The organism is Paenibacillus sp. NFR01, assembly GCF_900111565.1.
Lineage (GTDB): Bacteria > Bacillota > Bacilli > Paenibacillales > Paenibacillaceae > Paenibacillus_AQ.
This window is the reverse complement of the sequence record NZ_FOIK01000001.1, coordinates 1,319,016-1,344,810: the sequence shown is the minus strand read 5'-3', so window position 1 is coordinate 1,344,810 and position 25,795 is coordinate 1,319,016. Positions and strand designations below refer to the sequence as shown.

General features: G+C 58.0%; 23 protein-coding genes. 13 read left to right on the top strand and 10 right to left on the bottom strand.

What is annotated here, in order from left to right:
* The first annotated feature begins 171 nt into the window (after window positions 1-171).
* On the top strand, window positions 172-624 hold the full coding sequence (locus BMW84_RS06105) for a MarR family winged helix-turn-helix transcriptional regulator (RefSeq protein WP_091065573.1): 453 nt from the start codon (window positions 172-174) through the stop codon (window positions 622-624).
* A complete protein-coding gene (locus BMW84_RS06100) occupies window positions 621-3,782 on the top strand; it encodes an MMPL family transporter (RefSeq protein WP_091065571.1) in 3,162 nt (1,053 codons plus the stop codon). The genes BMW84_RS06105 and BMW84_RS06100 overlap by 4 nt, the downstream gene beginning before the upstream one ends.
* Before the next feature lie 95 nt (window positions 3,783-3,877).
* Here BMW84_RS06100 and BMW84_RS06095 read toward each other — a convergent pair whose 3' ends face one another.
* Window positions 3,878-4,549 (bottom strand): tetratricopeptide repeat protein, encoded by a 672-nt coding sequence (locus tag BMW84_RS06095; RefSeq protein WP_091065568.1) that lies wholly within the window; start codon window positions 4,547-4,549, stop codon window positions 3,878-3,880.
* 109 nt (window positions 4,550-4,658) lie between these two features.
* On the opposite strand from BMW84_RS06095, the gene BMW84_RS06090 reads away from it, so the two are divergent.
* The 3 genes from BMW84_RS06090 to BMW84_RS24700 all read left to right on the top strand — a co-directional run bounded on the left by BMW84_RS06090 (window position 4,659) and on the right by BMW84_RS24700 (window position 6,754).
* Window positions 4,659-5,357: an HAD hydrolase family protein gene (locus BMW84_RS06090; RefSeq protein ID WP_091065566.1), complete on the top strand. Its 699-nt coding sequence runs from the start codon at window positions 4,659-4,661 to the stop codon at window positions 5,355-5,357.
* A 29-nt stretch (window positions 5,358-5,386) separates the two neighbouring features.
* Window positions 5,387-6,394: an aldo/keto reductase gene (locus tag BMW84_RS06085; protein WP_091065563.1), complete on the top strand. Its 1,008-nt coding sequence runs from the start codon at window positions 5,387-5,389 to the stop codon at window positions 6,392-6,394.
* Between the two features lie 201 nt (window positions 6,395-6,595).
* The gene (locus tag BMW84_RS24700) at window positions 6,596-6,754 is read left to right on the top strand and encodes a hypothetical protein (RefSeq protein WP_175498692.1); all 159 of its coding nucleotides are present in this window, start codon (window positions 6,596-6,598) and stop codon (window positions 6,752-6,754) included.
* A gap of 99 nt (window positions 6,755-6,853) precedes the next feature.
* On the opposite strand, the gene BMW84_RS06080 is transcribed toward BMW84_RS24700, so the two are convergent.
* Window positions 6,854-7,066 (bottom strand): hypothetical protein, encoded by a 213-nt coding sequence (locus BMW84_RS06080; RefSeq protein WP_091065559.1) that lies wholly within the window; start codon window positions 7,064-7,066, stop codon window positions 6,854-6,856.
* Window positions 7,067-7,228: 162 nt separating this feature from the next.
* On the opposite strand from BMW84_RS06080, the gene BMW84_RS06075 reads away from it, so the two are divergent.
* The 8 genes from BMW84_RS06075 to asd all read left to right on the top strand — a co-directional run bounded on the left by BMW84_RS06075 (window position 7,229) and on the right by asd (window position 18,332).
* Entirely contained in the window at window positions 7,229-8,383 is a 1,155-nt protein-coding gene (locus tag BMW84_RS06075) for a sensor histidine kinase (RefSeq protein ID WP_091065556.1), read from the top strand.
* Complete coding sequence (locus BMW84_RS06070; protein ID WP_091065553.1) at window positions 8,380-8,982, top strand: response regulator transcription factor; 603 nt, start codon at window positions 8,380-8,382, stop codon at window positions 8,980-8,982. The genes BMW84_RS06075 and BMW84_RS06070 overlap by 4 nt, the downstream gene beginning before the upstream one ends.
* 151 nt (window positions 8,983-9,133) lie before the next feature.
* Window positions 9,134-10,573 carry an SWIM zinc finger family protein gene (locus tag BMW84_RS06065; protein WP_091065552.1) on the top strand — a complete coding sequence of 480 codons (1,440 nt, stop codon included), beginning with the start codon at window positions 9,134-9,136 and terminating at the stop codon, window positions 10,571-10,573.
* A 41-nt stretch (window positions 10,574-10,614) separates the two neighbouring features.
* On the top strand, window positions 10,615-12,450 hold the full coding sequence (locus tag BMW84_RS06060) for a HEAT repeat domain-containing protein (protein ID WP_091065549.1): 1,836 nt from the start codon (window positions 10,615-10,617) through the stop codon (window positions 12,448-12,450).
* A gap of 37 nt (window positions 12,451-12,487) precedes the next feature.
* Window positions 12,488-13,591: an AAA family ATPase gene (locus BMW84_RS06055; protein WP_091065547.1), complete on the top strand. Its 1,104-nt coding sequence runs from the start codon at window positions 12,488-12,490 to the stop codon at window positions 13,589-13,591.
* Window positions 13,588-15,924, top strand: coding sequence for a DUF5682 family protein (locus tag BMW84_RS06050; protein ID WP_091065544.1), 2,337 nt, complete (start codon window positions 13,588-13,590; stop codon window positions 15,922-15,924). Before BMW84_RS06055 ends, BMW84_RS06050 begins: the two co-directional genes overlap by 4 nt.
* A complete protein-coding gene (locus BMW84_RS06045; protein ID WP_091065541.1) occupies window positions 15,924-17,129 on the top strand; it encodes a VWA domain-containing protein in 1,206 nt (401 codons plus the stop codon). Before BMW84_RS06050 ends, BMW84_RS06045 begins: the two co-directional genes overlap by 1 nt.
* A gap of 114 nt (window positions 17,130-17,243) precedes the next feature.
* Complete coding sequence (gene asd / locus BMW84_RS06040) at window positions 17,244-18,332, top strand: aspartate-semialdehyde dehydrogenase (protein WP_091065538.1); 1,089 nt, start codon at window positions 17,244-17,246, stop codon at window positions 18,330-18,332.
* Window positions 18,333-18,486: 154 nt separating this feature from the next.
* On the opposite strand, the gene BMW84_RS06035 is transcribed toward asd, so the two are convergent.
* The 8 genes from BMW84_RS06035 to BMW84_RS06000 form a co-directional block, all read right to left on the bottom strand.
* On the bottom strand, window positions 18,487-20,316 hold the full coding sequence (locus BMW84_RS06035; RefSeq protein ID WP_091065536.1) for an ABC transporter ATP-binding protein: 1,830 nt from the start codon (window positions 20,314-20,316) through the stop codon (window positions 18,487-18,489).
* Complete coding sequence (locus tag BMW84_RS06030; RefSeq protein WP_175498691.1) at window positions 20,301-20,786, bottom strand: MarR family winged helix-turn-helix transcriptional regulator; 486 nt, start codon at window positions 20,784-20,786, stop codon at window positions 20,301-20,303. Before BMW84_RS06030 ends, BMW84_RS06035 begins: the two co-directional genes overlap by 16 nt.
* A 131-nt stretch (window positions 20,787-20,917) precedes the next feature.
* Complete coding sequence (gene thiE / locus BMW84_RS06025) at window positions 20,918-21,601, bottom strand: thiamine phosphate synthase (protein ID WP_091065531.1); 684 nt, start codon at window positions 21,599-21,601, stop codon at window positions 20,918-20,920.
* On the bottom strand, window positions 21,598-22,416 hold the full coding sequence (gene thiD / locus BMW84_RS06020; RefSeq protein WP_091065529.1) for a bifunctional hydroxymethylpyrimidine kinase/phosphomethylpyrimidine kinase: 819 nt from the start codon (window positions 22,414-22,416) through the stop codon (window positions 21,598-21,600). Before thiD ends, thiE begins: the two co-directional genes overlap by 4 nt.
* Window positions 22,417-22,445: 29 nt before the next feature.
* Window positions 22,446-23,243 (bottom strand): hydroxyethylthiazole kinase, encoded by a 798-nt coding sequence (gene thiM / locus BMW84_RS06015; RefSeq protein ID WP_091065526.1) that lies wholly within the window; start codon window positions 23,241-23,243, stop codon window positions 22,446-22,448.
* A 27-nt stretch (window positions 23,244-23,270) separates the two neighbouring features.
* On the bottom strand, window positions 23,271-24,287 hold the full coding sequence (locus BMW84_RS06010) for an ABC transporter substrate-binding protein (RefSeq protein ID WP_254772880.1): 1,017 nt from the start codon (window positions 24,285-24,287) through the stop codon (window positions 23,271-23,273).
* Window positions 24,287-25,060, bottom strand: a complete 774-nt coding sequence (locus BMW84_RS06005; RefSeq protein ID WP_254772879.1) for an ABC transporter permease — start codon at window positions 25,058-25,060, stop codon at window positions 24,287-24,289. The genes BMW84_RS06010 and BMW84_RS06005 overlap by 1 nt, the downstream gene beginning before the upstream one ends.
* On the bottom strand, window positions 25,050-25,754 hold the full coding sequence (locus BMW84_RS06000; protein WP_254772878.1) for an ABC transporter ATP-binding protein: 705 nt from the start codon (window positions 25,752-25,754) through the stop codon (window positions 25,050-25,052). Before BMW84_RS06000 ends, BMW84_RS06005 begins: the two co-directional genes overlap by 11 nt.
* Between the last annotated feature and the right edge of the window lie 41 nt (window positions 25,755-25,795).

Genomic DNA, 25,795 nt, shown 5'->3' with positions numbered 1-25,795 from the left:
TGAATATGTCAGAACAGACTGCTGCGGGCAGTCTGTTTTTTTATTTTGCCGGAGCCGGCTGAACCTTTATAAACGCCTAGAAAGCGGGTTGACTTTTTGGGCGCTCCGCCATATAGTTTTACTGTCGAATAGTTCTACTGTGAAACTAATTACATCAAGAAGGTGAGCGGATTGAAAGAAGAGACGAAAGGCTGGATCCGAAGGTACCTCGATGCTTATGTGATCGTGACCCGGCAGATTGCCGCCCGGATCAAGGAGCGGATTCCCGAAGGACTGACGAACGACCAGTTTACGATCCTTCGTTTGATCCACGGTCAAATCCAGTGTACGTCCACGTACCTGGCGGATGTCATCTCCGTCGGCAAAAGCTCGATTACCGCCATTATCAACCGTTTGGTTGAAGCCGGATTAATCGATCGGACGCGCGACGAGGAGGACCGGCGGCAGGTGTATTTGACGCTGACCGAGGCGGGGAGACAAGTGTTCGACGTGTCGGAGAAAGAGGTCATGGAGGTCATTTCGCCTTATCTGTCCGAATTTGAGGATGAGGATATCGAGAAATTTATCACCATGTTCGAGAAGCTGGCATCGTTAATGCAAGAGAGTGGAGGGAAGAGCAATTGAAAACCATACTGAAATTTAGATGGGCCTTGATTGCCGTATGGGTGGCGGCAGCGGTCCTGCTCGTGCTGACGGCGCCGAAATTTGGCGAGCTGGTCCGGGAAAAAGGGCAGATTAACGTGCCGGACGGCTATTCGTCATCGCGGGCATCGGAAATTATGAAAGAGGTTGCCGACGCCAAGGGCGGAGCGGTCGTCCACCAGGTCGCGCTGGTGTTCAACAAGCCGGAAGGGCTGTCGGATGCCGACAAGGACAGCATCAAGAAGGGGATCGAGACGCTTGCGGCCAATAAAGACGCGCTGCAGATCGATTCGATCACCGATCCTTTTTCGCAGGAAGCGCTGAAAGATACCTTGATTGCCAAAGACGGCAACACGATTATGGCGGCATTGTCCGTCAAAGACGGGGAGGGCAACGTCAAGGAGCTGCCGGATAAAGTCGACAAGCTATTGAAAGATGTCTCCGCCGACCATTATCTGACCAGCGAGAATCTGATCACCGAAGATACCATTGTCAGCTCGGAAGCCGGGCTGAAGAAATCGGAATACATCACCGTTGTCTTTATTTTGCTGATACTGTTCGTGGTGTTCCGTTCGTTCGTGGCGCCGTTCGTGCCGCTCTTGACCGTGGGCATCAGCTACATTGTCTCGCAGTCGATCGTGGCATTTCTGGTGGACCGGTTTGACTTCCCGCTGTCGACCTTTACCCAAATCTTTATGGTTGCCGTCATGTTCGGGATCGGGACCGATTACTGCATCCTGCTGATCAGCCGGTTTAAAGAGGAGCTGGCGGAAGCGGAGGATACGCGTTCGGCCATCGTTTCGACTTACCGCAAAGCGGGCGGCACCGTATTCTACTCCAGCCTTGCCGTATTCGTCGGGTTTGTGGCGATCGGTCTGTCGAAGTTCATGTTGTTCCGTTCCGCGGTGGCGGTGGCCGTCGGCATTGCCGTTATGCTGCTCGCGCTCGTCACGATTGTACCGTTTTTTATGGCCGTTCTGGGCAAAAAGATGTTCTGGCCGTCCAAAGCGGCGCTGGGCCACAGCGAAAGCCGGATTTGGGGTACGGCGGGCTCGTTCTCGCTGAAACGCCCTTGGGCTGCCTTGCTGATCGTTGCCGTTATCGTTGCGCCGTTCCTGCTGACGTACAGCGGCAAGCTGTCTTTCAACAGCCTGGATGAAATCGGGTCGGATTACGCTTCGGTCAAAGGGTTCAACATCATTTCGGAAAGCTTCGGGCCGGGCGAATCGATGCCGGGAAAAATCGTCATCAAAAACGACGACAAAATGGACTCTTCCGAATATATCGGCTTGTCCGAGAAAATTGCCCGCGAGCTGGAAAAGGTGGAGGGCGTCAAGGCGGTGCGCGGCATGTCCCGTCCGACCGGCGACCTGATCGAGGATTTCCTCGTGCCGAAGCAGGTGGCGACGCTGTCAAGCGGCCTGGATCAAAGCAGCGAAGGATTGACCAAAATCCAAACCGGGCTGGAGGATGCCAGCAAGCAGCTGAAGGATAACGAACCGAAACTGGCTGAAGCGGCATCCGGCAGCACGAAGCTGACGCAAGGCACGGCTGATTTGAAAAAAGGCATCGACGCCCTGGCCGGCGGCCTTGGCCGGATCGAAGCCGGCATCCGCAGCGGGTCCGCCGGTGCCGGCGAGATCAAAGCCGGCCTGTCGCAGGCGGCGGCCAGCGCCAAGCAGCTGGCGGCGGCGAACGATTCGCTGCTCGCCGGCTACAAGAAAATCGGCGACGGGCTGGGCGCGCTGGACGGCGGCCTCGCGGGCGTCCAGACGCAGCTGAAGGGCGTCGCCGATGCCCTGACCGGACTGAACGGTTCGTTCAGCGGTCTGGAATCGAGCCATCCTGAATTGCTTCAGGATGCCGATTACCAGACCATCAAGGGAACCGTCACCCAGTCCGGCACCGGCGCGGCGCAGCTTGCCGCCGGCCTCGGGCAAATCTCCGGCCAGCTGAAAGGCGCGGCCGCGGGGCTTGGCGAAGCCAACAGCGGCTACGCCAAAGCGGCGGCCGGGCAGGCGGCGCTGGCCGAAGGACTGGCGAAGCTGACCGCAGGCATCGGGCAGCTGCAGGCCGGACTGGACCAGGCAGCCGACGGGCAAGGCCAGATCGTCGATAAAATTCCGGCGATCTCCGGCGGGTTAGACCAGCTGCAGGGCGGCCAGCAGCAGCTTGCCGACGGGTTTGGCCAGCTGAGCGGCCAGCTCGGACAGTTGACCGATGGCCTCAGCGCCAGCGCCGACGGCCTGAAACAGATTACCGGCGGGCTCGCTTCCGCGCAGGATTATCTGAACCAGCTTCAGGGTACTAAAGACGATGAACTCAGCGGCTTCTTTGTACCGGATGAAGCGCTGCAGAACGAGTCGATGCAGACGATATTCGACACCTACCTGTCAACGGACCGCAAAGTGATGACGATGGACATCGTCTTCGCCGAAAATCCGTACAGCGCGAAAGCGATCGACAGCATGGGGGATATCGAAGCGGCGCTGGACCGCGCCGTGGCCGGCACCAAGCTGGAGAACGCGGATATTGCCATCAGCGGGGTAACCAGCACGTACCATGATTTGCAGACGATCTCGAACGAAGACTACACGCGGACCGTTATTCTGATGCTCGGCGGGATCTTCATCATCCTCGTCGTGCTGCTGCGTTCGGTCGTAATGCCGGTCTACCTGATTTTGTCGCTGGTCGTAACCTACTACAGCGCGCTTGGCGTCACGGAAGCCATCTTCGTCCATCTGCTCGGCTACTCCGGGATTACTTGGACGACACCGTTCTTCAGCTTTGTTATGCTGATTGCGCTCGGCGTCGACTACAGCATCTTCCTGATGGCGCGCTTCAACGAGAACAAGACGTGGGAAGTGCGCGAAGCCATTCTCCACGCGATGCGGACGATGGGTACCGTCATCCTCTCGGCGGTCGTCATCCTGGGCGGAACCTTCGCCTCGATGATCCCTTCGGGCGTACTCTCGATGATGCAGATCGCCACGGTCGTACTGGCGGGCCTAGCGCTGTATGCCCTGGTCTTCCTGCCATTCTTCGTACCAGTGATGGTGCGGATGTTCGGACGGGGCAACTGGTGGCCGTTCGGAATGAAAGGCCATGAAGACCGTCCTGCGAAGGATATTAGCCTGTAAGGACATCCAACTGTAACCACAACAAAGAACCTCTTACGGATTGCCTTAAAGCATGTTATCCGCAAGAGGTTCTTTATTCATCCGGCAGGTCCCGGTTATTTCATGCCGGCAAAATAGCTGCGCAGCGCCCAGCCGCGTTCCTGCCGTTTCTTGTATTTGGGTAGCGAGCGGTAGACCGCGATCGATTCGCGAAAGGCTTGCTTTGCTTCTTCATTTCGGCCAAGGGCTTTGTACATCGATCCGGCCAAATAATAAGCTTCGCTGGAAGAAGATTGGATTTCCTGAAAATTGTGCACATAACGCAGCGCCTTATCGTGGTCGCTGTGGCGGAACGCTTCGGCCAGCCGCAGGTATGGCCGCCCGTACTGTGAGCGTTCATTGAGGCTCAGGCCCTGCAGCATCTGTGTTTCGCCTTCGGCCAGCTGTCCCAGCTTCAAATTCACGTAGCCCAGCTCCACCCAGTAGTCGGCGGAATCTTCATAACGGCTTTCGATCTGCGTCAGCAGCGTTTTCGCTTCCTGGAAGCGGCCCCGTTCGCTTAACAGCCGGGCGAGTTCGAATTTGGAGGAAACGTCGTTCGGATTGAGCGAGATGACGGTCCGCAGCTTGGAGGTTTGCCGGCTCCGGCGAAACGGTTTGGCAATGCTGGGGAAAATCCCGACATATCGCCGGTCCAGCACATACAGGATCACCAATAGTACGATCAGTGCGAGAAAAGGATTGCCGAGCAGGCGGTAAAGCAGCAGGAACCCGAAAATTTTTAACATGATTTCCCTCCGTGAAATGGTGTAGCCGATTGCCGATGCAGCCCATGCGAAATCGCAGGGCAATTATACCATAACGATAAATGTTTCGGATATTACAAGTTAACCTAATATTTACAAGAAGGGAGCCGAAAATGCAGATCAAGGCCATCGTATCCGATCTCGACGGGACGCTGTGAATTTCGTGGGTGCAGATCTTGCAAGCCTTGGCATTGTTGTCTGTTATAACGGGGCTTTGTATCATTGTCCTGCAGCGGACATGACCTTTCATCACCCAATCCCGGCACCGCGGGCGGCGGAAATTATCGATTTCTGCATGGAGCTTGAAGGGGAAGCAAAGGTCAGCATCGAAGTAATGGACCGTTGGTATGCTCGGTATCCCCTGGACGAAGGAGAGAAGCTTCATTTCAAAACGGATCCCGAGGTTATTCCGCTTCTGCAAATGAAGGCGATGGATTGCACAAAGGTCCTGGTAAGCGGCTTCGGATTCCCGGACAAAGTTACCACCCGCTTCGGTTCCGTTTGCAATGTGATCGTTACGGATGGCGGCTCGCTGATTCAGATCATGTCGTCTTCCGCCTCCAAGGAAGCGGCCGTAGCCCAGCTCTGCGCCGGACTGGGCATCGAAATGGAACAGGTGATGTGTTTCGGAGATGATCATAACGATCTTGGTATGTTTCAGGCCTGTGGGTATCCGGTCGCCATGGGCAATGCCGTGCCGCTTCTCAAGGATATCGCCGCAGAGATTACGGAAACGAACGACAACGACGGCGTAGCGCTGATATTGGAAAAAATCATAGCAACTAAATGATGGTTACTATACGGAAAGAAGGATGAGCGATGGAACACGGTCAAAATCGTTTGGGACTTCGGCGGTTGGGGCAATCGGAGCTGATGCTGTCGCCGCTCGGGCTGGGCTGCTGGCAGTTTAGCCGGGGCAGCGGTCTCGTCGGCCGGTATTGGAGCAATCTGGATGAAGGAGCGATTCTGGATATCGTCCGGGCGAGCCTTGCCGGGGGAATGAACTGGGTCGATACGGCGGAGGTCTACGGCGGGGGCAAATCCGAGGAAGCGATAGCCCACGCGCTCGACAAGCTGCGCCAGGAAGGCAGCCCGCATGCCGAACCGGCGGTCGCCACCAAATGGTGGCCGATGATGCGCACGGCCAAATCAATTCCGGCGACGATCGATGAACGGCTGCGCTGCCTGGGCGGCCGGCAGATTGATTTATACCAGATCCATCAGCCGTATTCGTTCTCTTCGGTTGCCAGCGAGATGAAGGCGATGGCCGGACTGGTGAAGGCAGGCAAAATCCGTTATATCGGGGTCAGCAATTTTTCGGCTAAGCAGATGGCTGAAGCGCATCGGCAGCTTGCACAATACGGGCTGAAGCTGATCTCCAACCAGGTGAAATACAATCTGCTCAACCGCCGCATCGAACAAAACGGGCTGATGGAAACCGCCAAGGAGCTGGACATCTCCATCATCGCGTATTCGCCGCTGCAGCAGGGCGTGTTGACCGGGCGCTTCCATAAGGATCCCGCTCAGATCGGAAAGCTCTCCCGTATCCGGCGCATGCAGTCCGGACTGGACACGGCGGGCCTGAACCAAAGCCGTCCGCTGATCGAGGCGCTGGGCATGCTTGCGGAGCGGTATCGGGTTACCCTGGGTCAAGTCGCGCTGAATTGGCTGATTACCTATCATGGCGAGACGGTTGTGGCTATTCCGGGGGCTTCCAAGCTGCGGCATGCCGAGGAGAACGTCGGAGCCATGAGCTTTAAGCTGACGCCGGATGAACTGGCGCTGCTGAACGATACCTCATGGGCGGCGGTTAAACCGCGGACCTGAATTTGACGGATAGGTTGCATCTTTCTGCATGATCCCTATCGAAATTAAACATGCTTTCAGCGGTTAACGCCGCCGGGAGCATTTTTTTTCGAAAAAAATACCAAAAAGCGTTTGACGATGGAAAATTGCGGTTAATTAGGGATAACAAATGATGCACATTCATGCAAACCTGTGCCAAGTATCCCAAGGAGGCGGAACCCTATGAGTATGGCCGTACATAATTTGATGGCATTCAACCACCAGTACTTCAGACCTCAGCCGGTGGTCCAGCCGAAGCCGCAGCGTAACGACGATAAAGCGCAGAGCTTCCAGGATATTCTTGACGAAAAGCTGAAATCAATGAATTCGATGAAACGATAGAAGATCAACAGATGTGAAAAAAGCTGCCGGAGCCCATGCTCCGGCAGCTTTTATTATTCTTCACACGGCAGGACCAATGATGCGGCAATCCCGCTCCTGCTAGGGTCTAACCTCGTAGAACTGGCAGGAGGACCGGGAATAGTAGGTCAAATCGCTGACCCGGGACTGGATGACGACATCGGAATCGGTATAACGGACGATGATGCCGCCGTTCAGCACGAAATGGTCGTTCTCAAAAACGCGTACGGGAAGCTTCCGGTCTGCGGCTTCCTGCAAATCGGCATCGGTAAGCAAAGGCCGGTTAATCGGCATGTCTTTTTTCTCCTTTACATTTTGCGGAATGAAGATGAACATCAACAGTATAAACGCGAACGCGAGCAAACGCCATAAGGTTACAGTCGTCACTGCCGCCGCGGCAAAACTTTATGCTAGAATAAAAGAGCAGGAACACAGCTGAACAAAAGGATGGCAGATATGCAGAAGTGGCATCATATTTTTCATAAAAGCACGGGACTCAGCCCTTATGTATGGGTGGTCTTTTACATTCTGCCGTTTTATTCGATTTTCCGTACGTCGCCGATGGACCGCTGGGTGTATGGGATCGTCATGATCATGGTGTTTTTCGCCAGTTACGTGCTGGCGTTCAAATCGAAGAACTGGCTCATGTATATTTGGACCAGCGTACAGATCGTCGTGTCGATTACGATGACGCTGATGTTCGGGTATATGTATTTTGCGCTGTTCCTTGCTTTTTTTATCGGGAATATGCGGAACCGGATCGGTTTTTTTACACTGTACACCATTCATTTGCTGACGACGATCGTCGCCATCAACTATGAGCTGATTACCCGAAATCAGGTATTTATTTCGCAGCTGCCGTTCGTCCTCGTCAGTATCATTGCCGTTGTGCTGCTCCCGGCTACGACCTATAACCGCAACAGCCAGGACAAGCTGCAGGGGCAGCTGGAGGATGCCAACAAGCGGATCGCCGAGCTGGTCATTATGGAAGAACGCCAGCGGATCGCGCGCGATTTGCATGATACCCTCGGGCAAAAGCTGTCGCTCATCGGGCTGAAAAGCGATCTTGCCGGCAAGCTGATCACCAAAAATCCGGCGCAGGCCGTGATTGAAATCGGGGATGTGCGGCTGACGGCGCGCAGCGCGCTGAAGGAAGTGCGGGAGATGGTCACGCAGATGCGCGGCATCCGGTTAGAAGATGAAATGCCGCGTATCCGGCAAATTCTGCAGGCGGCGGAAATCGATTTCCGGCTCGAAGGAGATCTCCAGCTGGCGAACACCTCTTTGTTTACGGAGAACATGCTGAGCATGTGCCTTAAAGAAGCCGTCACCAATGTGGTCAAGCACAGCGGGGCGACGGAATGCCTTATCCGGATTGAACCGGCACTGTCGGATCTGGTGATCGCGGTGGAAGACAACGGCAGCGGTATCGGCAGCGGTGTAAAGATGGCCAAAGGCCACGGGCTGCAGGGCATGCGGGAACGGCTGGAATTCGTGAACGGCAGCATGGACATCCAGAACGGAACGGAAACAGGAACGGGAACGCAAATCGTGATCCGGGTTCCGAATGTGATTAAACAACCGGAAAGAGAGGCGAAAGAGAGCCCATGATTAAAATCGTTATCGCGGAGGACCAGCGCATGCTGCTTGGCGCGCTCGCTTCGCTGCTTGATCTGGAAGAAGACATGAAAGTGGTCGGCCGGGCGACAAACGGCGAGGAAGCCGTGAAGCTGGTGCGGAAGCTGGCCCCGGATATTTGCATTATGGACATTGAAATGCCGGTGATGACCGGACTCGACGCGGCTGAAGCGCTCCAGGATTCCGCATGCAAGGTCATGATTCTGACCACCTTTGCCCGGACCGGCTATTTCGAACGCGCTTCGCTGGCCGGCGTGGATGCCTACCTGCTCAAGGACAGTCCCAGCGAGGAGCTTGCATCGTCGATCCGCAGCGTGATGGCCGGCAAACGGATCTATGCGCCCGAGCTAATGGACGGTGCGTACGGCCAGGAGGCCAATCCGCTGACGCAGCGGGAGAAAGAAGTGCTCGGGCTGATCGCCGACGGGAAAAATACGAAGGAAATCGCCAGCCAGCTTTACCTGACAACAGGGACGGTGCGCAATTATATTTCGGTTATCCTCGACAAGCTGGACGTGGGCAACCGGATTGAAGCAATCACAAGGTTCAAGGAAAAAGGCTGGTTTAAATAATCGCAATTGGAAGGGCGGCGGAAGCCGTCCTTTTGTTATGCCTGAATCCTTTCTTTGGGTAAAAAGAATTGGAAGCGCAGGTCATTTTTGCTAAGATATAGGCAAACATGTGCTCTTATCATATCCATCTTACCAGTCGGGAGGAACCAAGTTGCCAGACATTACATCGACCTATGTGGATTCACTGGCCCCGAATGCGGCGGCGGTCAAAAACGGCCAGAACCTGGTGCGCAAGAACAGCTTTACGGAGCTCAGCCGGACGGATTCCGGCGACCTGCTGTTCGGATTATGCGCGGGGAGCGGCAAGCTACCTTATGCCTGCTCCGTGGATTTTATGGTCCCGGAGAAGCCGGTTTTCCGCTGTACCTGCCCCAGCCGGCAATTTCCATGCAAACATGCGCTGGGCTTGCTCTACGCCTATGCGGAAGGAAAGGACTTTGCCATGAAGGAGGTTCCCGGGGAGATTGCCGCCAAGCGGGAGAAGGCGGAGAAACGGGAAGAGAACAAAGCCAAACAGGAAGAGAGCCGTGTGGAAGACAAGCCGAAAAAGGTCAATAAATCGGCGCTGCGCAAAAAAATGCAGGCCCAGCTTGAAGGACTGGACCAGCTCGAGAAGCTGGCACTGGGAGTAGTCCGCGGCGGGCTGGGGGCCGTGGATGCCAGACGCATCAAAGAGCTGAAAGGCTACGTGAAGGAGCTGGGCAATTATTATTTGCCCGGGGCGCAAAACGAACTGCGGCGCCTGCTGATCGTGCTGGGCGAAGAGCCGCGGAATGAAGAAGGCTATTCCTATGCGATGGAGCAGCTGACGGTCATTCATGCGCTGATCCGGAAGGGCCGCGCCCGTTTGCATGCGCGTCTCGAAGACCCTGAGCTGGCGCTGGATGCGGAATCGACTATCGAGGAATGGCTGGGCCACGCCTGGCAGCTGTCGGAGCTTAAGAGCTTTGGCCGGATCAAGGATCATGCCGAACTGATCCAGCTTGCCTTTCATAGTTACAATGACCTGGCACGCGAGGAATTTGTGGATGAAGGCTATTGGCTTGATTTGGGCTCGGAGGTTGTCCATCGCACGGTGAGCTACCGTCCATACAAAGCCGCCAAACTGATGCGGGAAGAAGACAGCTTTTTCGAGGTCGCGCAAATCCCTGCATTATACGTGTATCCGGGAGACATGAATACGCGTGTTCGGTACGAGGAGATGACCAGCCGGCCTTCCGGGGCTGAAGATTATCAAAAAATTCGCAAGGCAGCGATCCGTACGTATGCCGTTGCCGTGAAACAGGTCCGCCAGCAGTTAAAGACGCCGCTCGGCGATAAGCGGCCTGTACTCCTGCTGCATGCTGCCCGGATCGGCGTGACCGAAGGCGGGCAATTCACAGCAACGGATGAAGCGGGGCAAACCATCGTCCTGGAGGATATTTATTCGCTGGCGGAAGGAACGGTGCACCTGCTGCCGTTTTTGCCGGCGGAAGCGCTCAGCGACTGCACACTGCTGGCCATGTTCCACCATAATCCGGATACGAGCCGGCTCAGCGCGCAGCCGTTGACCGTCTTCAAGGGCGATGAAGCCTACCGGCTGTTGTACTGACAATCCGCATGACCCGAATAGGATTCAAAGGAGGAGAAGAAGTGAGTACAACACTGCTGCTGGAGCTTCATCAGGAAGCGAAAAGACTGTATATTGCCGGGAGCGAGCTTGCGGCTGGCGATTTCCGGCTGAAGCGGCTGCTTCCGCAATTCCGCCAGCTTGGAGAGCGGTCGCCCGTGTTCAAACGGATCGGGGAGGGCATTGCCTCCTTGGTGGAGCCGGAGCCCGGCGCCGAACCGCCGGCGGTCAAACTGCAGGAGCTGGCATTGCTTCTGGAATCGGTTCTGTACACCCAAGGCTCAATGGCCCCGGATGGTGAACCCGGACCGGTTGAGGCGCCGACGGTTCAAGGCGTAAAGACCACGCTATCGTATCGCCGGTTGGCAAAGGTCCGCGAAGCGCTGACCACGACGGGCGGAGGCCGGTATGAAGTCGTGATAGAGGCGTTCAAAGAAGGCTTTTTCCGGGATTTGCGGCTGCTGCCGCTGGCGATCCGGGCGCTGGACGATCCGTACGCGGAGCTCGCAGAGTATGCAATGACGACCATTCTGCCTTCCTACGGGCCGGAGATCGCCGGCGTGCTGGCCGGCCAGTTCGACTTGCAGGGCGGCAAAAGCGAAGTGCGCAAGCTGAAGGTGATCGGTACAGCCGGTGGCCCGGCCTGGCGGGAACTGCTGTTTACTGCGGCTAAAGAGGGCAAAGAAGCCATCCGTACGACCGCCATTGAATTTCTTGCGGAGGATCCGGAGGCGCTTCCCGCATTGCTGGAGTGGTCCAGTGAATCGCGCAGTGCCATCCGCAAAGCCGCTTTTGCGGCACTCGCATCCGGCGGGACAACGGAAGGTGAAGCGCGAATTCTTGAAGCCTTTGCCGGGAAAGACAGGGAGCTGGTTGCGGAGGCCATATCCACCCTCGTCCGCCCAACGCTGGCCGAGCGGTTGACGGCGCTTTTTCAGGCGGAGCTCCTCGAAATCAAGGAACCGGTCACAGACGCAAAGGAGAAAGAGAAGGCATGGAAACGCCTGGAACCGTGCATTGTAGCGCTGCGCGGCACGGAAACACCGGAGCTTCGCGAAGCCTATCGGCATGTGCTGCGCCATCTCCATGTTTATGCGCCATTAGGCGGCGGAAGTTTAATCACGTATGCGGCTAATTATATGGAAAGATACGGGGAAGAAGCCGATTTAGCTCTCCTGCAGGAGCTGGAGCGCCAGCAGCCGGTATACGTGTCGCAGCATTTTCATCTGGCCCGCCGTCTGCTGGAACCGAAGGAGCTGTATCAACGGTTCGCCGGTTCCTTGCTGGACATTCTCAAAACGATCGGCTCCAAGAAACGGGAACAGCGCGAGCGCATGCTGCTGGATATTATCGAGAAGATGGTGCTGCACCGGGAATGGTCGGGCGTAGAGCGGGTCTGGAGTTATTCGGGATATTACAACTCGCTCAATTATGAAATGCCAACGCAAACGGAGCTCGAGACATGGGACCCGCGCTGGCTCGACTGGTTTGTGGCACGGGGCTCGGTGAAGCTTACGGCTGCCTTCGCCCGCCCGGGCCACGCCAAGGCTCAGGACTTTCTACTGAAACAGCTCCATAACCTGGAAGCGCGGGACCGAAACGAGCTGGTGCCGATTCTGTTTCAGGGCCTGGAGCGGACCGGCTTGACGCTGGGTGAACGCCAGGAGCTGCTGGTGTCGCTGCTGGAGCAAGAGAAAAAATATTACCGGCCTTATGATTTCGATCCCCATCTGTTCAACATGCTGATGGAGCTTCCGGCAAGCTATGCCGGCCGCATTGAAGCACTGGTGCCGCGTTACCAGTATGAAACGGCGAAGCAGCTTGAATATGTGAAGCAGCAGCTTCAAGCCAAAGGCTGATGCGCTGGATGAAACCAATTCTAAGGGAGAGATGACGATGTCGACGGAACAGAAGCAGCAACAGGATTATTTACGCCTGCCGGCGGAAGTGCTGTACCGGGAGGAGCTGGAGGCGCTGCGCCGGGAAGACAAAGGCAGCATTCCGGCTGGCTGGCAAATGTCGCCGCGTTCGGTCCTAACATTCATCGCCGGCGGCAAAGCCGGCAAAACGCCGATTACGCCGAAATATATCGGCAATACGCGGCTGATTGAGATGGCCGTTGCGACGCTTGTTACCGACCGCGCGCTGCTGCTGATCGGCGAACCGGGTACGGCTAAATCATGGCTGTCGGAGAATCTGGCCGCGGCTATTTACGGCCATTCCGGACTGGTGGTGCAAGGGACCGCGGGAACCAGCGAGGAGCATGTCCGCTACTCCTGGAACTATGCGATGCTGCTGGCAAACGGTCCGAGCCCGGAGGCCTTGGTTAAAAGCCCGATTATGTGGGCCATGGAAGCCGGCGGCATCGCCCGGTTCGAGGAAATCTCCCGCTGCGCTTCGGAAGTTCAGGATGCGCTGATCTCAATCCTGTCCGAGAAGACGATTTCCGTTCCCGAGCTGGGAAGCGAAACGAGTGCGCGCAAGGGCTTCTCGATTATCGCGACCGCCAACACGCGGGACCGCGGCGTCAACGAAATGTCGGCCGCCCTCAAGCGCCGCTTCAATATTATCGTGCTGCCGGCGCCCTCCGATCTGGAGACGGAAATGGCAATCGTGAAAAAGCGGGTGGGCGAAATCGCCGCTTCCTATCAGCTGCAGGCTGCAGCTCCGGCGGACGAAGCGCTGATGAAGGTCGTAACGATCTTCCGCGAGCTGCGCAGCGGCATGACCCTTGACAAGAAGGAGAAGGTCAAATCGCCGGCCGGCGTCATCTCCACCGCTGAAGCCATCTCGCTTCTGACCAACAGTATGGCGCTGGCCGCCAGCTTCGGCAGCGGCGAGCTGACCGACGGCGATCTGGCCGCCGGACTGCAGGGAGCGATCGTCAAGGACGACGACAAAGATAAACTCGTCTGGAAAGAATATCTGGACAATGTGATGAAGAAACGGGGAAGCGAGTGGCGCAGCCTGTATCAGGCCTGTAAGGAGATGAATGAGTGAATACGGTCGTTAGCCAGGGCGTAAATATCTTCGGGGTCAGACATTTGTCGCCAGGCGCGGCCAACCATTTGCTCGCCGCACTCAAAGACATCCGGCCGACGGCGGTGCTGATCGAGGGACCCTCCGATGCGGATCACGAAATTCGCCACCTGACGCATCCGTTGACCCAACCGCCGGTGGCCATTCTTGCGTTTACAGATGAAATGCCTGTGCGAACCGTCTTGTGGCCGTTTGCCGTGTATTCGCCGGAATACCAGGCGATGAAGTGGGCGGCGGAGAACGGGGCGGAGGCTTCGTTCATCGATCTTCCGTCATCCGTAACGCTGGGGTTTCAAGAAGTGCTGGACCGCCGCGAAGCTTCCGGCGCCAAGGCGCAGCCTGACCCGTCCGGGCAGGCCGGTCCGGACGAACCGGCGGAAGAATCGCTCTACAGCCGGATCGCCGCTCTGGCGGGCGAAACCGACTACGAGATGTATTGGGAACGCCACTATGAACACAACCTGAATCCGGGGGCTTACCGGGAAGCGATTACCGCATTTTCGGGGCAAATGCGCGAGCTTTCCGAAGGACGGGAGGAGCTGGAGCGTCCGCATGACTACGCGTACAACGCGCTCAGAGAAGCGTACATGCGCCGCAAGATCCGAGAGACCATCACTGCCGGACATCTGCCAAGCAAAATTGTCGTTGTCTGCGGCGCCTACCATGCCGCTGCGCTGTCGATGGAGGCGGAAGGCATCGACGATGCGGAGCTGAAAGCCCTCCCGTCACGCAGCTCGAAGCTGACGCTGATGCCGTACTCTTATTATAAACTCTCTTCGATGTCGGGTTATGGCGCCGGCAATGCGGCGCCGCATTACTTCCAGATAATGTGGGAGATGATGGAGAGCGGGCGGATGGATGCACTGCCCCACCGGTATTTATCATCGGTAGCCGGACATGTGCGCAGCGGCGGAACCTACCGGTCCACGGCGGAGGTCATCGAAGCCGTGCGGCTGGCGGAATCGCTGGCAGCCCTGCATGGCGGCAGCGCCCCGACGCTGCGCGATCTGCGGGATGCCGCGCAGACGCTGCTCGGCCACGGTGAGCTGGCGCCGGTGTCCGAAGCGCTGGCCCGGGTCGATGTGGGTACCGCCATCGGCAGCCTGGCCGAAGGCGTCAGCCAGACGCCGATCCAGGAGGACCTGGGCCGGCTGATGAAGCGCTACAAGCTGGAGAAATACAAGAGCACCGTTGCCGCCGAGCTGATTCTGGATCTGCGTGAGAACCGCAGAGCGGCCAGTGAGGAATCCGCGTATCTCGACCTGGGGCGCTCTACGCTGCTGCACCGGCTCCGATTCCTGGGCATCGCCTATGCCCATCAGCGGCCGGCCCGCCAAGACGGGGCCAGCTGGGCCGAAGAATGGGTGCTGCAATGGTCGCCGGAGGTGGAGATCCAGGTCGTGGAAGCGACGCTCCTGGGCGAGACCGTGGAGACGGCCGCCGCTTACCTGCTACGGGAGAAGCTGCAGCAGTGCCGGGCGATTGGCGACGCCTCGGCCTTGATCCGGGAAGCCTGCCTTTGCGGCATGACCGCCCAAATGGAAGCATCGGTCCGGGTGCTTCAGGGGCTGGCGGTCGACAGCCGCGATGTCGCCGGCATTGCGGCGGCGGCGCGCGATCTGGCCGCCATCATTGGCTTCGGCGGCATCCGCAAGGTCGACACCGCGCCCCTGCTGCCGCTGCTGACCGAGCTGTTCACGCGCGGCTGCCTGTTTCTGCAGGAAGCGGCCGGCTGCAACGATGAAGCGGCCGACGCGATGGTAGCCGCGATGAACGGGCTGAACGCCGTCTCGCTGGATTTCGGCGAGACGGTCGACGCAGCGCTCTGGCAGCGCGAGCTGCTGGCACTGGCGGAGCGGGATGACCGCAATCCGCGCCTCTCCGGTTTGGCCTGCGCCATCCTGCTGGAGCGGGGCAGCATGGACGGCGAGCGGCTGGCCGCCGAGGTCTCACGGCGGCTGTCGCCCGGCAGCCCGGCGGACCTTGGCGCCGGCTGGTTCGAGGGGCTGTCGATGCGCGGCCGATACGCGCTGCTGTCGCGGCTCAACCTGTGGGAGCAGCTGAATGAGTACATTAACCTGTTGGACGACGACGAATTCAAGCGGGCGCTGGTGTTCCTGCGCCGGGCCTTTAGTTCGTTCACCGCGCGCGAGAAGACGCTCGTCTCCGAGCTGCTGGGTGAATGCTGGGGTGTCAATGCTGAGGCGGCTGCCGAGTTTTTGACCGGCGAGCTGAAGGAGGAGGAAGCCAAAATGCTGGATGAGCTGAACGATTTTGACTTCGAGGATTTGTAATGGAGGATAACGATCACGTAAAGTCCCATACCGCGGCCCGTTGGCGGCTGATCCTCGGACAGGAAGCCGAGACATCGCTGTCCTCTAATGCGCCGGGCGGATCGATCCGGCTTACGGAGGAAGAGCGCATAATGGATGCCGCCCTCGCAGCCATTTATGGCGGAGACTCCACCGAACCCGCTGGCGTACCGGGCGGTGCAAAAGGTGCCGGAAGCGGACGCGGAGCGGTGCATCTCGCCAAGTGGCTGGGCGATGTGCGTAATCTTTTCCCCGAAGATGTCGTATCCGTAATCCAGAATGACGCCATGGAGCGCAAGGGCTGGAAACAGCTGCTGTTAGAGCCGGAATTGCTGGCTTCGGTCAAGCCCGATATTGCGATGGTCGGTACGCTGCTCTCCCTGAAGGGCAAAATCCCGGAGAAAACCAAAGACACTGCGCGAAGGCTGGTTCAAACGCTGGTGGACGAACTCGTCAAGCTGCTGGAGACCGACATTCGGCGAGCCGTGACCGGGGCGCTGAACAAACGCCAGCATTCGCCGCTGCCTTCGCTGAGCGGACTGGACTGGAAGACGACGATCCGCCGTAACCTGAAAAATTACGACCGTGAACGGAAGATCGTCATCCCCGAGCGGATGTATTACTTCGACCGATCGCGGCGCAGCAAGGAATGGACGATTATCGTCGATATCGACCAGAGCGGCTCGATGGCCGACTCCATTATCTGGGCGTCAATCGTTGCTTCGATCTTTGCCAGTATCCCGGCGCTCAATACCCGTGTGGTTGCCTTCGATACGGAAATCGTCGATCTGACCGAGCAGTGCGGCGACGATCCCGTGGATATGCTGTTCGGCATTCAGCTGGGAGGCGGAACGGATATTCACAAATCCGTCAAGTATTGCGAGCAGTTCATTGAAGAGCCGCGTAAAACATTGTTCATTATCGTGTCCGACCTCTATGAGAACGGCAACCAGGCCGGCCTGGTGCGGCGGATGCGCGAGCTGCGGGAAGCGGGGGTGCGGACGATGACGCTGCTGGCGCTATCGGACAGCGGCAAACCTTCGTATGACGAGCGGCTGGCGGCCCAGCTTACCCGTGACGGCACACCGTGCTTCGCCTGTACGCCTGCGTTGCTGCCGGCGCTGGTCGAGGGAGCGCTTAAAGGAATGGATCTCGCCGAGCTGGCAAAACGTCTGGGAACCGCATAAGGTAACCGTTACTTTTTAAATCACATATTGTGTAAGCAAGGTATATCCTTTATAATCGGTTATTAAAAAAGCACCTATCCCATTAGGAGCGGCCTGAAAGGAAATGAACTGCGAATGTCTAGTAAATTGAGAGCGGGTATCGTTGGCGGTACGGGCATGGTGGGTCAACGTTTTATTGCACTCCTGGAGAATCATCCCTGGTTTGAAGTGACGAGCATTGCGGCAAGTCCGAGTTCGGCCGGCAAAACGTACGAAGAATCGGTGAAGGGCAGATGGAAGCTGGACACGCCGATGCCGGAAGCCGTTAAGCGCATTATGGTTCAGGACGCTTCCAAGGTGGAAGAAGTCGCCGCTGACGTGGACCTGATCTTCTGCGCCGTAGATATGAAGAAAGAGGAGATCAAAGCGCTGGAGGAAGCGTATGCCAAAACCGGCACGCCGGTCATCTCCAACAACTCCGCGCACCGCATGACGCCGGACGTCCCGATGGTGGTTCCCGAAATCAATCCGGACCATCTGAAAGTGATCGAACAGCAGCGCAAGCGTCTGGGCACGGAGACCGGCTTTATCGCCGTCAAACCGAATTGTTCCATTCAAAGCTATGTTCCCATGCTGCATGCCTTGCAGGAATTCAAGCCGTCCAAGGTCGTGGCTACAACCTACCAGGCGATTTCCGGCGCAGGCAAAACGTTTACGGATTGGCCGGACATGGTGGACAACGTCATTCCGTACATCGGCGGCGAAGAAGAGAAAAGCGAGCAGGAGCCGCTGCGGATCTGGGGCGAAGTTACCGAAGCAGGGATTGTAAAAGCTCAGGAGCCGGTGATTACCACGCAATGTATCCGCGTTCCGGTAGCGGACGGCCATATGGCCGCCGTATTCGTAACCTTCGACGAAAAGCCGTCCAAGGAAGACATTCTGGACCGCTGGCATAATTTCAAGGGCCGTCCGCAGGAGCTGGAGCTGCCGAGCGCACCGAAGCAGTTCATTACCTATTTCGAAGAAGAAAACCGTCCGCAAACGCGGCTGGACCGCGACATCGAGAAAGGCATGGGCGTATCGGCAGGACGTCTCCGCGAGGATTCGCTGTACGATTTCAAATTCGTCGGCCTGTCGCACAACACGCTGCGCGGGGCTGCCGGTGGCGGCGTGCTGATTGCCGAGCTGCTGAAAGCGGAAGGTTATATTTTGCCGAAAAAATAAATCGCTGCACATAGAAAAAGGTCTCACCGCCATCCCGGCGGTGGGACCTTTTGATTGTGTGCGGGTCAGCAGAACAAGCGGCGTGGCAGTTATCCCGGTAAGTCCAGCAAAGGCGCAGTGCTCCCCGCAAGCGATCCCGACATACTTTAGACCTCTACCCCTGGACAACCTGCGGCTTCGCGCCGAACTGCTTGTCATGCAGCTCGCGGTATAAGCCGCTATGCTCCAGCAGCTCCACATGCGTGCCTTCCTCGATAATGACGCCGTCTTCGATCACGAGAATATTGTCCGCGGCGCGGATCGTCGACAGGCGGTGCGCGATGACGAGACTCGTTTTGTCGCGGAGCAGCAGCTGCATCGCCTGCTGAATGGCATGCTCGGACAGCGTATCCAGCGCCGAGGTTGCTTCGTCCATGATGATAATGGGCGGGTTTTTAAGCAGCACGCGCGCAATGGACAAGCGTTGTTTCTCGCCGCCGGACAGCTTGATGCCCCGGTTGCCGACGATCGTGTCATACCCTTCGGGTAACCCGGCAATGAACTCATGGATGCTCGCCGCCCGGCAGGCGGCAATGATCTCCGCTTCGCTGGCTTCCGCATTGGCATACAGCAGATTGTCCCGGATTGTCCCGTTGAACAGGTACGTATCCTGGGTAACCAGGCCGATCTTGGCGCGCAGCGAATCCAGGGTTACGCTTCGGATATCGGTGCCCCCGATGGTAATGCGGCCTTTGGAGGCGTCATAGAGCCGCGGCAGCAGGTTCGTGATCGTCGTTTTCCCGGCGCCGCTTGGCCCTACAAGTGCAGTTAGTGTGCCCGCACGCGCCGTAAACGTGATTCCCCGCAGCGCCGGTTTATCTTCCTGATAGGCAAAATGCACGTCCTCGAATCGGACCTCCGTATCCCGATCCTCCAGCGGTGCCGCATCCGGCAGGTCGGCGATCCCCGGTTCCATATCGAAATATTCGAAGATCCGTTCAAACAGCGCCACCGAACGTTTGATGTCCACATACAGGTTCGTCATTTGCATCACCGGCGCATAAAGCCGTCCGAGCAGCGCAACAAACGTGACAATGGCCCCGACCGTCAGCTCTCCCTGAATAAACAGATACCCGCCATACAAATAAATCAGCAGCGGCCCTAGGCTGGTGAAGGTGCTCATCGTCATCATGAACCAGCGTCCGGCCATCGATTCGCGGATTTGCAGCCGCGTGACCTCGGCATTCGTATTCCGGAAAGCGGCATATTCCGCCTTTTCCTTCGTGAACAGCTTCATGAGGAGATAGCCGCTGATGCTGAGCGTTTCCTCGATGATCTGGTTTTGCCGGGCAAACTGCTCCTGCGTTTCTTTGGCCAGCTTCCAGCGGACATTGCCCATTTTGCGCGTCGGTACTATAAACAGGGGAATGACGAGCAGACTAAGCAGCGCGAGCTTCCAGTTCATGACCATCAGCGTCGCCGCGGTGCTGACCAGCACCAGAATATTGGTGGCAAAGCTGACAACCGTGCTGTTGAATACGCTCTGGATGCCGGTAATATCGCTGGTCATGCGGGTGATGACTTCGCCGGGCTTTACGGTAGAGTAGAACTGCAGCGGCATGCGCTGCAAATGGCGGTACATCTGGTTTTTCAAATCGTGGACGATATTCTGCGAGATGACGGCATTCAGATAACTTTGCAGCACGCCGAGCAGACCGGAGATCACCGTTGTCGCAAGTGAGAGCCCGACCAGAAGTGCGAGGAGGCGCATATTTTTGTCCGGTAAAGCTTGGTCGATGATATGCTGCACCAGCAGCGGCGGGAGCAATCCGAGTACCGAGGTGAGGGACAGCACGGCGAGAACCAGCAGCGTTCGTTGCCAATAAGGAATGAAATATCGCGCAATCCGCAGCAGCATGGCTTTGGAGAAGTCCGGATGAAGCGAGCCGTCGTCGAATTTAAGCTTGCCGAATCCCGGGCCTAAGCCGCCTACTCCTCTCGACATAAAGAATCATCGCCTTTGCTCATGGAAGTGTGCATCTGTGTCAGATGCGCTAACAGCTCTTTGTTCAATCGGGCCAGACTGCGGACTTCTTCGTCGTTGAACCGCTCCAGCGCCGAGCCAAGCATTTTGTAGGAAAAAGCCTCTTCATTATACCGCTCGCTTAATGCTTTGCCTGCAGGGGTGATGAACAGCCGCGTCTCCCGGCGGTCCACCTCCGAGACGGAGCGGGTGACCAGTCCTTTGTCGACCAGTGCTTCGATGTGCAGGCTGACCCGGCTTTTGGCAAACACCAGGCGTTCCGTGATCTCCTTCTGCGTTTGTCCCGGATGCTTCACGACGGAATTCAGGATGCCGATCTGATGAACGGTCAGGCCGAAGGCGCCGGCGCTTTGATGGGCCAGCCGCTTAAGCTGCCGGGCAATGGCGAAAAAGTGATTATGGATTTCAATAATGTGTTCGGGTTCATGCAAAAGGGCAATCTCCTCTCCGAATATAGTTGTCCTTGTAAACAGTTGACATTGTAAACTAATAATAAGCCATGAAGTCACGGATGTAAACATACGGGCGAACGGTGCCTCGGACAAAAAAACAGCGCCGTAATTTACGGACGCTGCGGAGTTGCAGGGTTATGGAGCTGAAGCGCCTGACGGAATCGCTTCGCCATGAGTTCGGGATGCTCCGCCGAAGCGATGGCGGAAATGACGGAGACACCGTCCGCGCCGGCGGCGATGACGGGAGCGGCGTTCTGCGGCGTGATGCCGCCGATGCCCACGACCGGAACGGTAATCCCGGCGGCCCGCAATTGCCCGATCAGGGCCGTACCGGCCGCAGCCTTCGCATCGGGCTTGGAACTTGTCGGATACACCGGTCCGACGCCAAGGTAATCGGCGCCGTCCGAAATGGCCCGCTGCGCTTCCTCCAGCGTGTGGGCCGAGACGCCGACGATTTTGGAAGGGCCGAGCTTGGCCCTGAGTATAGCGGCCGGAGCATCGTCCTGGCCGACATGCACGCCGTCGGCATCCAGCTTCAGGGCGAGCCCGATGTCGTCGTTGACGATAAAGGGAATGCCGTGCGCCCGGCAGATGGCCTGCAGCTGCCGGCCGAGCTGCTCGGCGTCCGCTCCTACCAGGGCTCCGGCACCTTTCTCGCGGAACTGAAACATCGTAACGCCGCCGGATATCGCTTGAAGCAGCGTATCTGGCGGGGACAGGAGGCAGTTCGGGCTTCCTGCGATAAAGTACAGGCTTAACAGACGGCGGATTTCGGATTCGTGTTTTCTTGTCATCCCCGTTCACGCACCTGTCTGTTCCGGAAGGCGAAATGATTGGTCGGGCCGTGGCCTGAGCCGATGCCCAGGCCGTCCCCGATCGCCGCGGAGATAAAAGCTTTTGCGAGATTGGCCGCTTCGGGAACCGATGCGCCGCCGGCCAAAGCTGCCGTTAATGCCGCCGAATAGGTGCATCCGGTTCCATGCGTATGGCGCGTGGGAATGCGCGGGCTCTCCAGCGCGGTGAATCCGGTTCCGTCGTACAGGAGATCGGTAACCGTTTCGGAATCCGGGCCATGTCCGCCTTTCAACAGGACGTAGCCTGGTCCCATGGCGTGGATGATCCGCGCGGCGGCTTTACGGTCTTGAATGCTGACGATGGGCATGCCGCTAAGGAGCTCCGCTTCCGGAATATTCGGGGTCACGACAAGCGCAAGGGGGAGCAGCTCGCCGACAAGCGCGTCGACGGCCTCCGGCTGCAGCAGGGCGGCGCCGCCTTTGGCGACCATGACCGGATCGACGACCAGCTTATCCCAACCGTAAGCCCGGACCTGTCCGGCCACGGTGCGGATAATTTCGCTGTTGAAGAGCATACCGGTCTTGAGCGCGTCGGGCGCGAGATCCGCTGCGATGGATTCCAGCTGTGCCTTCACCGCATCGGCCTGCAGCGGAAAAACGCCCTGTACGCCCAGCGTGTTCTGGGCGGTGACGGCGGTGATCGCCGACATGCCGTATACGCCAAGCTCCTGGAAGGTTTTGAGATCGGCTTGAATGCCTGCACCGCCGCCGCTGTCGGAACCGGCGACGGTAAGGGCTTTGCGGATGGCAACCATGGTTTATTTTCTCCTTTCGCTTTTTGTAGTTATAACACCAGCAAGCGGATTCGCGCTCTTTCAGCCGCGGCGCTTGCCGTCAGCACGGAAAGCTGGTTAAGGAATTCGATCTGGAAGCTGCCCGGTCCTCTGCCATCCGTGATTTCGGCGGCGATTTCGGCCGCAGCGCCGTAGAAAGCGACCGCTTCCGCCGCGGCCTCCAAGTGTGAGCCTTCGCTGACGGCCAGGAAGGCGCCGACGACCGCACTGAGCAGGCAGCCGGTTCCCGTCACTTTGGTCAGAACGGGATGCCCGTTATCGACCATGAATACCCGTTCGCCGTCGGTAACGCAGTCCTCCTTGCCGGTAACAATGACGACGCAGCCCAGCTTGCGCGCCGCCTTGAGTGCCAGGGCGACGACGTCGCCGTCGCCTTGGCCGGCATCGACGCCTTTGCTTGCCCAGTCGACTCCGGCTACGTTGGCGACTTCGGCGACGTTGCCGCGCAGGGCGGTCAGCTTCAGCTCGCGCACCAGCCGCCCGGTAACGTCGCTGCGGTATGCTGTCGCTCCTGCGCCGACCGGATCAAGGACGAGCGGAACGCCGGCGGCATTTGCCGACTGGCCGGCAAGCAGCATGGAATGGATGGCGTAATCGTTCAGCGTGCCGATATTCAGCACGACGGCGCCGGACATGGCCGCAACGTCGGCAACCTCCTCATGGGCGTCGGCCATAAACGGCGAGGCGCCAAGTGCCAGAAGGCCGTTGGCGGAGAAATTAGCGACGACGATATTGGTGATGTTGTGCACCAAAGGGTTTAACTGACGGATTTTTTCAATATACAGCATAATTGTGTTCGCTCCTTTTGGAATGAGTTATAGGTTGATAAAAGCATCCTTGGCGGCAAGTTGCCCGCTGAGCAGGGCATTGTCCCGCAGCCACTGCGCGACATGTTCCCACGATTCGGGGTCTTGATAGCCGAAGAGCTGATTTCCGGCGTCCATCAGCGGAAGCAGGAGCTTCAGGCTTTGTCGTTCGATTTCGGGATCAAGGGGCGCCGTTTCATCCTGTTGCTTCATAAGCAGTTCGAGGGCTTCCTGCGGATGCTCCTGTACATATTCCTGGCCTTTGCGCAGCGCATCGAGCAGTTTGCGGAGATCGTCGGTTTTGCTTTGGATGCCGCTTTCGCTAGCAACCAGCACCAGCTCGTAATAGTCCGGCACGCCATAATCGGCAGGATCAAAAGAAACGACGGGATAACCTTGTTTCTCCAGAATCAATTGTTCGTGATTGATGAAACCGCCCATAATCGCATCGGCATGCCCGCTGGTTATCGCGGGGACGAGATCGAAGCCGACATCCACGAGCTTCAGCTTGCGGGGATCGCCTCCGTCGTAACTTACCATGCTCTTCAGCATCGCTTCATAGAGCGGAATGGAGGAAAAGCCCGCCGTTTTGCCGGTCAGGTCTCTCGGGCGGTTGATCCCGGAGCCTTTCCGGACCATTAGATGGTTCAGCGGATGCCGGACAATCGCCGCAATCGACCGGACAGGGAGTTCCTCGCTCCGCGCCAGCAGCACCTGCGGCTGGTAGCTGAGCGCCAGATCGGCCTGGCCGGCAGCGACCAGCCGCAAGGCGTCATTGCTGTCGGACGGCATTTGGATATCCACTTGCAGTCCCTGTTCGGCGAAATAACCGTTGTTTTGGGCTGCGTACAAAAAGGAATGCACGGCATTCGGATACCAGTCGAGCACAAGACTTAGTTTATGAGGTTCAGAAACGGCCGGCTGCTTGCCGGCGCTACCCGAATCCTCCGGGGTGCCGCCGCTGCAGCCCCCCAGTACAAGCAGTAGGGCGATGAAGACGGCATGGGCCGCGAATTTAGGGTTCATTATCGATAACGGCTCCTTTTCTTGAGTATCCATTTTTCGAGCATGCTGACTGACAAAGTTAATGCAGCTCCTAGCAGAGAGAGGAGCAGTACCGCCGCGAACAGCTTCCCGCTCTGCAGGCTGCCCGCCATGCGCCGGCTGTAATACCCGAGTCCCCTGCTGCCTCCCAGCCATTCACCGATCGTCGCGCCGATAACGCTGTACACGGCAGCGAGCCTTGCGCCGGAGAACAAAGCGGGCAGGGCCGGCGGGAGTTGCGCTTTTCGCAGCAATTGCCCCCGTGTTGCTCCCAGCGTCAGCATCAGTTCGCGGTATGTGCATTCGCTTTGCTTCAAGCCGTCGTATGTACCTGCCGCTACCGGGAAAAAGGCGGTAAGCCAAACCACGGCAACCTTGCCCCATACGGAGTATCCAAACCACACCATAAAAATGGGTGACAACGCGACCAGCGGTATAGTCTGGCTGAAGAGAAGCAAAGGATACAGAGCTCTGGCAACCGGCTCGTAACGAAACATTAGGATGCCGATGATGATGCCGAGCACCAGCGATAACGCAAGGCCAAGCAGTGCTTCCTGAAGCGTAGCCGGTAAATGCAGGAGCAGCAGCGGGCGCCATTGCCGGACCAGCTCCGTCATCACCTCCGAAGGGGCGGGCAGAATGAACCGGGGAATAAGGCCAAGCCGTGCTTCCGTTTCCCAGCCGCCCAGCAGCGCGCCGGCCAGCAGCGCGAACGGGAAATACCTGCGGAGCGCTCGGCGCCTTTCAGTCTTCACGGGCATCCAGCTCACGCTCCAATAAAGCCCGCAGGGCGATAAACGATGGCTCAAAACGCATATCCCCGTGTCGCGGACGGGGCAGGTCCACCCGGATCTCCTGCAGCCGGCCGGTTCCGGCTTCCATAAGATAAATTCTGTCGCTGAGCAGCAGCGCTTCCTCCAGATCATGGGTGATCAGCAGAACCGTGCGGGACAAGCCGCTCCACATTTCCAGCAGCCAGCGGTGCAGCTCGCGTTTGGTGATCGCATCCAGAGCGCCGAACGGCTCGTCTAGCAGCAGCGGCTCGCCTCCGGCAACCAGCGTGCGCAGCAGAGCGGCGCGCTGCCGCATCCCGCCCGACAGCTCTTCCGGATAGGCCGTCGCCTTGCCTGCAAGGCCAAAACGTTCCAGCATTTTCAAAATCTGCGGCACAACATCTTGCCGGGGAGCGCCCCGCTTTAGCTCCCAGGGCAGCAGGCAGTTGCCGAGCACCGTTCGCCATGGCAGCAGCAAATCTCCCTGCGGCATATAAGCGACTGCGCCGAGGCGGCCGGAAGCGGGGGCGGTTGTTCCGCCCAACCGGATTTCTCCGGCGGCCGGTTCGAGCAGGCCGGCAATCAGCTTGAAGAGCGTGCTTTTGCCGCAACCGCTGGCGCCGACCACCGAGACAAATTCGCCTTCCTCCGCGTAGAGGGACAACCCATGAATCAAGGGCGGCTGTTCCGCCGCGGGATAAGCAAAGGTAAGCTTGC